Origin of the sequence: Streptomyces sp. NBC_00986, assembly GCF_045162565.1 — a bacterium.
Lineage (GTDB): Bacteria > Actinomycetota > Actinomycetes > Streptomycetales > Streptomycetaceae > Streptomyces.
Map to the genome: position 1 here is coordinate 8,564,062 of NZ_CP108733.1, position 12,208 is coordinate 8,576,269.

Consider the following 12,208-nt stretch of genomic DNA (forward strand, 5'->3'; position numbering starts at 1 on the left):
CCGCCCTTTTTACGCGGGTTGAGCGCTGGATCACGTGAGTTGACCGTTGGCTCAGGTGAGGTGGCCGCCGTCGGGCGCGCGGAAAGGGCCCGGCCTCCACGAAGGAGACCGGGCCCTTTCCTGTACCGGTGGTGCGGCTTACGCCTTGTGCAGGCGGAACACCAGGGACAGGCCCTCGTCGGTGAACGGGGTGCCGTAGGTGTCGTCGGCCTCGCCCTGGGCGAAGTCCGTGGCGAGGACCTCGTCGGCGATCAGGGCCGCGTGCTCGGACAGGGCCGCGATGACCGCCGGGTCGGTCGATGTCCAGCGCAGGGCGATCCGGTCGGCGACGTCCAGGCCGCTGTTCTTGCGGGACTCCTGGATCAGGCGGATCGCGTCACGGGCCAGGCCCGCCTGCCGCAGCTCCTCGGTGATCTCGAGGTCGAGGGCGACCGTCGCCCCCGAGTCGGAGGCCACGGACCAGCCCTCGCGCGGGGTCTCTGTGATGATCACCTCATCCGGGGCCAGCGTGATGGTCTCGCCGTCCACCTCGACGGACGCCGTGCCCTCGCGCAGGGCCAGGGACAGCGCGGCCGCGTCCGCGTTCGCGACGGCCTTGGCGACGTCCTGGACGCGCTTGCCGAACCGCTTGCCCAGGGCGCGGAAGTTGGCCTTCGCCGTGGTGTCGACGAGCGAGCCACCGACCTCGCTCAGCGAGGCGAGCCCTTCGACGTTCAGCTCCTCCGTGATCTGCGCGTGCAGCTCGCGGTCCAGGGCGGCGAAGCCCGTGGCCGCGATCAGCGCGCGGGACAGCGGCTGGCGGGTCTTGACGCCCGACTCCGCGCGCGTGGCCCGGCCCAGCTCCACCAGGCGCCGTACGAGGACCATCTGCTTGGACAGCTCGGGGTCGATGACGGACAGGTCCGCCTCCGGCCACGAGGACAGGTGGACGGACTCCGGGGCGCCCGGGGTCACCGGGACGATCAGGTCCTGCCAGACCCGCTCGGTGATGAACGGGGTCAGCGGGGCCATCAGCTGGGTCACCGTCTCGACGACCTCGTGCAGGGTGCGCAGCGCGGCCTTGTCGCCCTGCCAGAACCGGCGGCGGGAGCGGCGGACGTACCAGTTCGAGAGGTCGTCGACGAACGCCGACAGGAGCTTGCCGGCGCGCTGGGTGTCGTAGGACTCCAGAGCCTGCGTCACCTGGTCGGTGAGCGCGTGGAGTTCGGACAGGAGCCAGCGGTCCAGGACCGGGCGGTCGGCCGGGGCCGGGTCCGCCGCGCTGGGCGCCCAGTCGGACGTGCGCGCGTACAGGGCCTGGAAGGCGACCGTGTTCCAGTACGTCAGGAGGGTCTTGCGGACAACCTCCTGGATCGTGCCGTGGCCCACGCGGCGTGCCGCCCACGGGGAGCCGCCCGCTGCCATGAACCACCGCACGGCGTCCGCGCCGTGACGGTCCATCAGCGGGATCGGGTCCAGGGTGTTGCCCAGGTGCTTGGACATCTTGCGGCCGTCCTCGGCGAGGATGTGGCCGAGGCAGACGACGTTCTCGTACGACGACTTGTCGAAGACCAGGGTGCCGACGGCCATCAGCGTGTAGAACCAGCCGCGGGTCTGGTCGATGGCCTCGCTGATGAACTGGGCCGGGTAGTGGGACTCGAAGAGTTCCTTGTTCTTGTGCGGGTAGCCCCACTGCGCGAACGGCATCGAACCCGAGTCGTACCAGGCGTCGATGACCTCGGGCACGCGCGTGGCGCTCTCGCCGCACTGGGGGCAGGCGAAGGTGACCGCGTCGATGAACGGGCGGTGCGGGTCCAGGCCCGACTGGTCGGTGCCCGTCAGCTCGGTCAGCTCCGCGCGGGAGCCCACCACGGTGAGGTGGTTGTCCTCGCAGCGCCAGATCGGGAGCGGGGTGCCCCAGTAGCGGCTGCGGGACAGCGCCCAGTCGATGTTGTTGTTCAGCCAGTCGCCGTACCGGCCGTGCTTGACCGTGTCCGGGAACCAGTTGGTGTTCTCGTTCTCCTGGAGGAGGCGGTCCTTGACGGCGGTGGTGCGGATGTACCAGGAGGGCTGCGCGTAGTAGAGCAGCGCGGTGTGGCAGCGCCAGCAGTGCGGGTAACTGTGCTCGTACGGCACGTGCTTGAAGAGCAGGCCGCGGTCCTTGAGGTCCTCGGTGAGCTTTTCGTCGGCCTTCTTGAAGAAGACACCGCCCACGAGCGGGACGTCCTCGGCGAACGTGCCGTTCGGGCGGACCGGGTTCACGACCGGCAGGCCGTACGCGCGGCAGACCTTGAGGTCCTCCTCGCCGAAGGCGGGGGACTGGTGGACCAGACCCGTACCGTCCTCGACCGTCACGTACTCCGCGTTCACCACGTAGTGGGCGGGCTCCGGGAACTCAACCAGCTCGAACGGACGTTGATACGTCCAGCGCTCCATCTCGGCGCCGGTGAAGGACTCACCGGTGGTCTCCCAGCCCTCGCCGAGGGCCTTGGCGAGCAGCGGCTCGGCGACGACGAGCTGCTCTGCGTTGTCGGGGCCCTTCGTCGCGACGACGTAGGTGACCTCGGGGTGGGCGGCGACGGCCGTGTTGGACACCAGCGTCCAGGGGGTCGTCGTCCAGACCAGGAGTGCGGCACGGCCGGCCAGCGGACCGGAGGTGAGCGGGAAACGGACGTACACGGAGGGGTCGACGACCGTCTCGTAGCCCTGCGCCAGCTCGTGGTCCGAGAGGCCCGTCTGGTCGCGCGGGCACCAGGGGGCCACGCGGTAGTCCTGGACCAGCAGGCCCTTGTTGAAGATCTCCTTGAGGGACCACCACACCGACTCGATGTACTCGGGGTCCATCGTGCGGTACGGGTTCTCGAGGTCCGTCCAGTACCCCATGCGGGTCGTGAGCGCCTCGAAGGCGTCGGTGTGCCGGGTCACGGACTCGCGGCACCTGGCGTTGAACTCGGCGATGCCGTACGCCTCGATGTCCTGCTTGTCGGTGAAGCCCAGCTCCTTCTCGACCGCCAGCTCCACCGGGAGGCCGTGGCAGTCCCAGCCGGCCTTGCGGGCCACGTGGTAGCCGCGCATGGTCCGGAAGCGGGGGAAGACGTCCTTGAAGACGCGCGCCTCGATGTGGTGGGCGCCCGGCATGCCGTTGGCCGTGGGCGGGCCCTCGTAGAACACCCACTCGGGGCGCCCCTCGGACTGGTCCAGGGTCTTGGCGAAGATCTTCTGCTCGCGCCAGAAGTCGAGCACGGCGTGCTCCAGCGCGGGCAGGTCGACCTGGGCGGGCACCTGGCGGTACGTCGGCGTTGTCATCAGCGAGCTTCCTCCGGCGGACTTTCTGCCTTCCGTCCGGAGGGACGAGAGCTACGACTTTCCGTACGCCGTGTGCGGCGCGCTCCCGCGGTACCACCCTCCTTGGCTCCCTGGTGCGTCCAGCACACCAGTGAGCCCCCTCATTGGGGTCGCGATACCGGGTCTACCGGCCGCGGCTGGTGGGCTGCGGCTTTCTTCCGGCGGCTCCGGGGTGATCTTCACGTCGCGCTCACCCCCGGGCTTCCACCGTCCCCGGGTCGCTCTGGGCTGCGTACGCCGCTACTCGTCCCCATCCACGCTTCTCGCTCCGCCCAGTGTACGGGGCCGCACGGACAGCGGCCGACCGGTTTTGCGGGGGCCTGGGCGGGAGGCTTGCCAACCCGTTGCGTGACTCGAATGGCGCTGAACACGCGTTCGATGTTCGAGGTGTCGGACTCGGCGGATTACCCGGCGGGGAGCTGGGCACAACGCTTGAAGGCTTGCCGCACGAGGCCAGGGGGGTGGACGAATCGGGCGGCGTGCCCCGTTGCCGCGGGACTCAAGTCGATTTATCGTCCCAGCACGATTCGCGTGCGTGATCACAAAATGTGAAGGGGCCGCGGCCATGGTGGCGAAGAAGACCGCAACGAAGAAGACCGCGGCGAAGAAGGCGGTCGCTACGAAGGCGGCTTCTTCGAAGAAGGCGACCGGGGAAGGGGCCGAGAGACCGGGGGCCGCGAAGGGGGCGGCGGTCAGGAAGAGCGCCGCGAAAGCCACGGCAACGAAGAAGGCGACGGCTACGAAGACGACCGTTACGAAGAGGGCGGCTACGGCTACGGAAACGGGGACGGGGGCTACGAAGGTGGCTGCCGCTCCTGAGGCCACGGAGACGAAGAAAACGGCCGTGAAGAAGACGGTCGCGAAGAAAGCGGCCGTGAAGAAAACAGCTGTGAAGGAAACCGTCGCCCGGGAGAGCACGTCTGCGAAGAGCAGCCCTACGGAGAGCGCCACCAGCGCGAAGAGCGGTTCTACGAAGAGTTCGACGGGCACGAATAGCGCCACAGACACGACGAGCGCCACCGGCACGAACAGCACGGCAGAAACCAAACGCACCACGGCAACCAAGAGCACGGCCGGCACGAAGAAGAACACGGCCGGCACGAAGAAGAGCGCGGCCAAGAAGGCAAAGGCGGGCGCGGCGCAGGCCGCGGAGCAGACGGGAGCCACGACGGTGGTTGCGAAGAAGACTCCTGGCACGGCCACGGCGGCGAAGACGGCCGTTCCGAAGGCACGGGTCGCGGCGGTGCCCGGCGAGCTCGCGGTGCGCCCCGGCGAGGATCCCTGGACGCCCGAGGAGGTCGAGGAGGCCCGCACCGAGCTGCAGTCCGAGGCCGCGCGGCTCAGCGAGGAGATCACGTCCACCGAGCAGGCCCTCGCCGGTCTGATGCGGGACTCCGGGGACGGCGCGGGCGACGACGACGCCGACACCGGCACCAAGAACATCACGCGCGAGAGCGAGATGGCGCTGGCCGCCAACGCGCGCGAGATGCTGATCCAGACCGAGCGCGCCCTGGGGAAGCTGGACGCCGGCACCTACGGCCTGTGCGAGAACTGCGGCAACCCGATCGGCAAGGCCCGCATGCAGGCCTTCCCCCGGGCCACCCTGTGCGTCGAGTGCAAGCAGAAGCAGGAACGACGGTACTGACGCCGGTACTGAAGCCCCCGACAGGTGTGCCGTACCCTCATCCTGAGTTAGGCACCTAGGTCGAGGGACTCACGTGGCAGAGGCGGAGCGCATCATCGGTACGCCGGATACCCCAGAGGCGGCGGGGGCAGAGCCGGAGCAGGGCGACACCGCGTCGCCCCCCAGGGGGAAGCGCCGGATCGCCGTGCTGTTCGTGGTGGCCGCCTTCGCGTACACCCTCGACCTGGTCAGCAAGCTGCTCGTGGTCGCCAAGCTGGAGCACCACGCGCCGATCGAGGTCTTCGGGGACTGGCTGGAGTTCCACGCGATCCGCAACCCGGGTGCCGCCTTCGGGTTCGGCGCGGCCTTCACGGTCATCTTCACGATGATCGCGGCCGCCGTGATCGTGGTCATTGCCCGGCTGGCGCGCAAGCTCTACAGCCTGCCGTGGGCGATCGCGCTCGGCCTGCTGCTGGGCGGTGCGCTCGGCAACCTCACCGACCGGATCTTCCGTTCGCCCGGCATCTTCCAGGGCGAGGTCGTCGACTTCATCGCGCCCAAGGGCTTCGCCGTGTTCAACCTCGCCGACTCGGCGATCGTGTGCGGCGGCATCCTGATCGTGCTGCTCTCCTTCCGCGGCCTGGACCCGGACGGCACCGTCCACAAGGACTGACCGCGCGGGCCGTTGTCCGGGCCGCCGTAGGGGCTTCGGTAAGGCGGTGTCGGACCCGTCCGGCATACTCGACCGGGTGAGTACAGTTCCCGAGATCCGAAACCTGCCCGTGCCCGACGGCCTGGAGGGCGAGCGTGTCGACGCCGCCATCTCCCGCATGTTCGGCTTCTCCCGTACGAAGGCCGCCGAGCTGGCCGCGGCGGGGAAGGTCACGGTCGACGGCTCGGTGGTCGGGAAGTCCGAGCGCGTGCACGGCGGGGCCTGGCTCGAGGTCGAGATGCCGCAGGCGCCCGCGCCCGTGCAGATCGTCGCCGAGCCCGTCGAGGGCATGGAGATCGTCTACGACGACGATGACGTGATCGTGATCGTCAAGCCGGTCGGCGTCGCCGCCCACCCCAGCCCCGGCTGGACCGGCACGACCGTCATCGGCGGGCTCGCCGCTGCCGGGTACCGCATCTCGACGTCCGGTGCCGCCGAGCGCCAGGGCATCGTGCACCGCCTCGACGTCGGCACGTCCGGCCTGATGGTCGTCGCCAAGTCGGAGCGGGCGTACACCTCCCTGAAGCGCCAGTTCAAGGAGCGCACGGTCGACAAGCGCTACCACACGCTGGTCCAGGGCCACCCCGACCCGACCAGCGGCACCATCGACGCCCCCATCGGCCGGCACCCGAACCACGACTACAAGTGGGCGGTCACCGCCGAGGGCAAACCGTCCGTCACGCACTACGACCTCATCGAGGCGTTCCGCGCGGCCTCCCTGCTCGATGTGAAGCTGGAGACCGGCCGCACCCACCAGATCCGCGTGCACATGGCGGCCCACCGCCACCCGTGCGTGGGTGACCTGACCTACGGTGCCGATCCGACACTCGCCAAGCGGCTGCGCCTGACCCGCCAGTGGCTGCACGCCGTCCGGCTCGGGTTCGAGCACCCCGCCGACGGCCAGTGGGTCGAGTTCGAGAGCGGCTACCCGGACGACCTCCAGCAGGCCCTGGACCTGGTGCGCGAGGAGACGTACGCATGAGTCCGGTGCCCAACGCGGTACGCGTCGCCGAGGACCCGGCCGACCGTGAGGCCTGCTTCGCGGTGCGCAAGGAGGTCTTCGTCGTCGAGCAGGGCGTGGCCCAGGAGATCGAGTACGACGACTACGACGCCGTGGCGACGCATGTTCTCGCCGTGCGGGAGGACGGGACGCCGCTCGGGACCGGGCGGCTGTTGTACGGCGAGGCGGCCGCGGCGAAGACCGGCGGGGATCCGGCTGTGGGATCCCTGGGGCGGCTGGCCGTGACCAAGGAGGCGCGGGGGCTCGGGGTCGGGGTCGCGCTGGTGCGGGCCATCGAGGACGCGGCACGCGCGCGTGGGCTGGCCGCCGTGGACCTGCATGCGCAGACGCATGCGCTGGGGTTCTACGAACGGCTCGGGTACGAGGCGTACGGGCCGGAGTTTCCGGACGCCGGGATTCCGCACCGGGCGATGCGGCGTGCGCTGACACCGGCTCCGTAAGCGGGCTCGGTAAGGGGCTCTGTAACCGACGGGCGTCGAAAGTGCTGGTCGGGTGGGCGGCATGGCAGGCTTGGGCGTCCGCTAGTTGAACGTCGAGATCCCGCCGGAGCCCTGACCGTGGATCAATTGGCCCTGCTTTTCGTCCTGTTGCTCGGGGCCGTGGTGAGCGTCCCGCTGGGGGACCGGTTCGGTCTGCCGGCGCCGGTGCTCATGACGCTCCTCGGGATAGTCCTCGCGGTGGCCGACTTCGTGCCGAACGTGAACGTCCCGCCCGACCTGATCCTGCCCCTGTTGCTGCCACCGCTGCTGTACGCGGCCGTACGGCGCACCTCCTGGCGGCAGTTCACCGCGAACATCCGGCCCATCTTCCTGCTGGCCGTGGCGCTGGTGTTCGTCACCACCCTCGCCGTGGCCGCCGTCGCGAGCGCGATCGTGCCGGGGCTGCCGATAGCGGCCGCCGTCGCGCTCGGCGCGCTGGTGGCGCCGCCCGATCCGGTCGCCGCGACCGCCGTCGCCGGGCAGCTGGGACTGCCGCGCCGGCTGGTGTCGATCCTGGAGGGCGAGGGTCTCTTCAACGACGTGACGGCCATCGTGCTGTACCACGTGGCGATCGCCGCGGCCGTCAGCGGAAGCTTCGAGTTCTGGCGCGCCGGGCTCGACTTCGTGCTGTCCGCCGTCGTCGCCGTGGCGGTCGGAGTGGCCCTGGGGTGGGCCACGAACAAGCTGATGTCGGCCCTCGACGACGCCACCCTGCAGATCGGGCTGACGCTGCTGGTGCCGTACGCCTCGTACGTCCTGGCCGACGAGCTGCACGGTTCCGGGGTGCTTGCCGTGCTGACCACCGCGCTGTTCCTGGCCGAGTACTCGCTCGGTGCCGACGACGTGCTGACGCGGCTCGCCGGGGCGACCGTGTGGGACGTGGTGGACACGCTGGTGACCGGGGTCGCGTTCGGGCTCATCGGGCTCGAACTGCACAACGCGATCCGTACGGCGTCCGGGCGGTGGGGCGAGATGCTCGGCTGGGCCGCGGCGATCGTGGGTGTCGTCGTCGTCGTACGGCTGGCGTGGTTGCTGCCGGCGACCTGGCTGACGAAACGGCTGCACGCCAAGCGGGACTACGACGAGGAGATCCCGACGTCCTGGCGGGAGACCGTGATCATGTGGTGGGCGGGGATGCGGGGGGTGGCGTCCGTGGCGCTGGCGCTGGCGATTCCACTGACCATGGACGACGGGTCGGCGTTCCCCGACCGGGACGAGATCGTGTTCATCGCGTTCGGGGTGATCATGGCGACGCTGGTGCTTCAGGGGCTCACGTTGCCGTGGCTGGTGAAGCGGCTCGGTGTGCGGGCCGACACCGACAGCGAGAAGGCGTTCGAGAAGGAGCTGGCGGTGCGGGCGGCGAAGGCCGCGAAGCGGAGGCTGCGAGAGATCGAGGATGTCGAGGAGCTGCCGGAGGAGGTGTCCGAGCAGTTGTTGCGGCGGGCGTTCGACATCGGGGTGCGGATCTCTCCCGAGGTGGGGGACGGGGAACGGCGGGAGGCGTACGAGAAGCGGGTGAAGCGGGTGAAGCGGATGCGGCGGATCCAGGGGGAGATGATGAGCGCGGCTCGGCATGAGGTGCTGGCGGCGCGGAGTGAGCCGGGGGCGGATCCGGAGATCGTGGACCGGGTGCTTCGGCATCTGGATGTTCGTAGCTTGAGGTGAGTGCTCTCCCACCCATGCACCGCCCGTTCACCGTGGGCTGGAGGGTGGGCGTTTGTCGTGGGGGCGGGGCGCCGTTGGCGGCTGCGGGTCGAAATGCTTGCCCACCCGTGCACCGCCCGTTTACGGGCGATTGAAGGGTGGACGTCTCCTGTGGGGGCTCGGCGCCGTTGGCGGCCACCGGTTGAATTGGCTCGTGTTTGTCCTCGCCCTCTTTGTAGGCTCGTCCCATGGCTCGCAACGTCGTAATCAGTGGTGGCGGTACGGGAATTGGGCTCGCGGCGGCGCATGCCTTCGCGGCTGACGGGGATCGGGTGTTGCTCCTCGGGCGACGACGCGAGGTGTTGGAGAAGGCCGGGGTGCCGGGGGCGTTGACGTACGCCGGGGACTTGAGCGAGCCCGAAGTGGTGCGCGGGGTCGGGCGGTTCGTCGCCGAGGAGTTCGGCACCGTGGATGTGCTGGTGCACGGTGCGGGCGGTACCGGGGCGTTGGAGCCGGGGAGCGCGAGCAGTGACCCGCTGGACCGCGTCGCGCACGACTGGACCGTCAACTTCCGCATCAACACCCTGAGCGCCGCGCTGCTCACCGAGGCGCTGAAGCCGCGGCTCGCGGAACCGGGCGGGCGGGTGCTGTTCGTGAGCTCCATCGCCGCGTACCGGGGTTCGGGGAGCGGGGCGTACGGCGGGGCCAAGGCCGCGTTGCATCCGTACGCCTATGACCTGGCCCGGGATCTCGGCCCGCGCGGCATCACCGTGAACGTGGTCGCGCCCGGGTACATCGAGGACACCGAGTTCTTCGGGCCGCAGATCGATCCCGCCCGGCGTGAACGGCTCATCAACGACACGTCGACCGGGCGGGCCGGTACCCCTGGGGATGTCGCCGCGACCTTGCACTGGCTTGCCTCACCAGCGGCGGGCCACGTCACCTCCCAGGTGATCCAGGTCAACGGCGGGGCTGAGCGCGGGCGTTGAGGCGCTAGGGCTGATGGGCCCGGGTTCGGTTCCGGTCAACGGCGTTGCCGTGTGCGGGGATTGAGGCACCGGGCACTGACCTCGGCTCGGGGCCGGGCGTTCGGGCCCGGGCGTTCGGGGTGGGGGAGGGGTTCTTGCCGGGCCTGGGCGTTGCGACCTCGGCCGGCTGGCCTCGTCGGCCGCCGGGTTCCGCTCGCCTTACAAGTCGTCCGAGTCAACGGCGGGGCTGTGCGCGGGCGTTACGGTGTTCGGAGTTGCTTGGTCGTGGCCGGGGCCCGGTCGCCCCGAGGGGTGCCAGGGTGCCTGGTTCAACGGTGTCGCCCGACGCGGGCGTTACGGTGCCCGGAGCTGTTCAGCCGTAGCCGCAGCCGGGCCCCGGTCTCTTCGAAGGTCGCCCAGTCCAACGGCGTTGCCCAGCATGGGCATTGAGGTACCCGGAGCCGCTCACCCCCGGCTGCTTCCGCTCACCCCCGGCCGCTCCCGATCACCCCGCAGCTTCCCCACCCCGATCAACAGCCCTGCCCGGCAAGGACGCTGAGGCTCCAGAGCCGCTCAGCCGCCGACGGCGACGTACCCCAATGGCAAACGCCCACCCCCCGATCGATGGTGAACGGGTGGTGCGTGGGTGGGCAATTCAGGCCGTAGCCGACGGCCGTCAGCCGACCGGCATGCCCTGCCCCGCCCAACCCTCACCCCCGGTTACCTCCCGGAGGTTCATGCGCCGCGCGGGCCCCACCCCCGCCGTTCGGCGACGGATCCTCCCCCGGGATCGGCGCCGCGTCCGCCGTGTTCACGCGAGGGAGCGCGTACGGGTGTTCCACGTACAGCCAGCGGATCATCTGCTCGCGGACGGTGACCCGTACCGTCCAGATGTCGTCCGCGTCCTTCGCCGTGACCAGGGCCCGGACCTCCATGGTGTTCGGGGTGGTGTCGGTGACGACGAGGCCGTAGCTGCGGCCGTCCCAGGCGGGGCAGGCGCGGAGGATCTCGCGGAGCTGCGTGCGCATCGCGTCGACCGGAGCCGAGTGGTCCACCTGGAAATAGACGATGCCGGTCATCTGGGGGGTGCCGCGGGACCAGTTCTCGAAGGGTTTGGACGTGAAGTACGACACCGGCATGGTGATCCGGCGTTCGTCCCAGGTACGGACCGTCAGGAAGGTCAGGGTGATCTCCTCGATCGTGCCCCACTCGCCGTCCACGACCACGGTGTCGCCGATGCGGACCATGTCGCCGAAGGCGATCTGCAGTCCCGCGAAGAGGTTGGCGAGGGTCGACTGCGCGGCGACACCGGCGACGATGCCCAGGACACCCGCCGAGGCCAGCAGGGACGCGCCGGCCGCGCGCATCGCGGGGAACGTCAGCAGCATCGCGGCGACCGCCACCACGCCGACGATCGCGGCCACCACCCGCGTGATCAGCGTCACCTGGGTCCGGACCCGGCGGACCCGGGCCGCGTCGCGGGAGGCGCGGGCGTAGCGGGCGTACGACGACTCCACGATCGCCGCCGCGACCCGGATCATCAGCCACGCGGTGGCGCCGATCAGCACCAGGGTCAGGGTCTGACCGATGCCGATCCGGTGTTCCTCCAGCAGCTGTGCCTGGTCGTAGGAAGCTCTGAGGAAGGCCGCGCAGAGTACGAGCTGGTACGGGACCCGTCCTCGGCGCAGCAGGCCCCACAGGGTGGTGTCGTCGTGCCGGGCGTCCGCCTTGCGCAGCAGCAGGTCGGTGACCCAGCCGATGAGCAGCGTGAGGACGACGGAGCCGCCGATGACGATCAGCGGGCGCAGTACGTTCTCCATGTGTCCGACCGTACTGGCACGATGGCTTCATGAACATCATGCTCTTCCACTCCACGTACGGTCTCCGGCCGGCGGTGCGCGACGCCGCCGAGCGGCTGCGCGCGGCGGGCCACGAGGTGTGGACCCCGGACCTCTTCGAGGGGCATACGTTCGAGACGGTCGAGGAGGGCATGGCCTTCAACGACGGGATCGGCAAGGACGAGGTGCTCAAGCGGGCCGTGCTGGCTGCCGCCCCTTACTCCGAGCGCGGGCTCGTCTACGCCGGGTTCTCGCTCGGCGCCTCCGTCGCGCAGACCCTCGCCCTCGGCGACGAGAAGGCCCGCGGGCTGCTCCTCCTGCACGGCACCTCGGACATCGCGGCCAATGCCTCCGTCGACGACCTGCCGGTGCAACTGCACGTCGCCGAGCCCGACCAGTTCGAGACCGACGACTGGCTCAGCTCCTGGTACCTGCAGATGGGCAAGGCCGGCGCGGACGTCGAGATCTACCGGTACGCCGGAGCCGGCCACCTCTACACCGACCCCGACCTCCCGGACTACGACGAGGAGGCCGCCGAGGCCACCTGGCGGGTGGCCCTCGGCTTCCTGGAGACCCTCTAAAGCCCTACCTGCACCGG

Annotated in this window: 9 protein-coding genes; 7 read left to right on the forward strand and 2 right to left on the reverse strand. The window is 70.1% G+C overall.

What is annotated here, in order from left to right; all coding sequences use genetic code 11:
* Positions 1-138: 138 nt before the first annotated feature.
* Entirely contained in the window at positions 139-3,285 is a 3,147-nt protein-coding gene (gene ileS, locus OG504_RS38340) for an isoleucine--tRNA ligase (protein WP_405993907.1), read from the reverse strand.
* Between the two features lie 604 nt (positions 3,286-3,889).
* Here ileS and OG504_RS38345 point away from each other — a divergent pair.
* From OG504_RS38345 to OG504_RS38370, 6 genes are all read left to right on the forward strand, one after another.
* Positions 3,890-4,969 (forward strand): TraR/DksA family transcriptional regulator, encoded by a 1,080-nt coding sequence (locus OG504_RS38345; protein WP_405993908.1) that lies wholly within the window; start codon positions 3,890-3,892, stop codon positions 4,967-4,969.
* A gap of 73 nt (positions 4,970-5,042) precedes the next feature.
* Positions 5,043-5,621, forward strand: a complete 579-nt coding sequence (lspA, locus tag OG504_RS38350) for a signal peptidase II (RefSeq protein ID WP_327404744.1) — start codon at positions 5,043-5,045, stop codon at positions 5,619-5,621.
* 76 nt (positions 5,622-5,697) lie between these two features.
* On the forward strand, positions 5,698-6,642 hold the full coding sequence (locus OG504_RS38355) for an RluA family pseudouridine synthase (RefSeq protein WP_033284519.1): 945 nt from the start codon (positions 5,698-5,700) through the stop codon (positions 6,640-6,642).
* Positions 6,639-7,121 (forward strand): GNAT family N-acetyltransferase, encoded by a 483-nt coding sequence (locus OG504_RS38360; RefSeq protein WP_405993909.1) that lies wholly within the window; start codon positions 6,639-6,641, stop codon positions 7,119-7,121. Before OG504_RS38355 ends, OG504_RS38360 begins: the two co-directional genes overlap by 4 nt.
* Before the next feature lie 117 nt (positions 7,122-7,238).
* On the forward strand, positions 7,239-8,825 hold the full coding sequence (locus OG504_RS38365; protein WP_365309929.1) for a Na+/H+ antiporter: 1,587 nt from the start codon (positions 7,239-7,241) through the stop codon (positions 8,823-8,825).
* A gap of 227 nt (positions 8,826-9,052) precedes the next feature.
* A complete protein-coding gene (locus tag OG504_RS38370) occupies positions 9,053-9,793 on the forward strand; it encodes an SDR family NAD(P)-dependent oxidoreductase (RefSeq protein ID WP_405993910.1) in 741 nt (246 codons plus the stop codon).
* A 689-nt stretch (positions 9,794-10,482) separates the two neighbouring features.
* On the opposite strand, the gene OG504_RS38375 is transcribed toward OG504_RS38370, so the two are convergent.
* Complete coding sequence (locus OG504_RS38375; RefSeq protein WP_405993911.1) at positions 10,483-11,592, reverse strand: mechanosensitive ion channel family protein; 1,110 nt, start codon at positions 11,590-11,592, stop codon at positions 10,483-10,485.
* A gap of 29 nt (positions 11,593-11,621) precedes the next feature.
* Between OG504_RS38375 and OG504_RS38380 the strand changes: the two genes are divergently transcribed.
* Positions 11,622-12,191, forward strand: a complete 570-nt coding sequence (locus OG504_RS38380; protein WP_405993912.1) for a dienelactone hydrolase family protein — start codon at positions 11,622-11,624, stop codon at positions 12,189-12,191.
* Positions 12,192-12,208 lie beyond the last annotated feature (17 nt).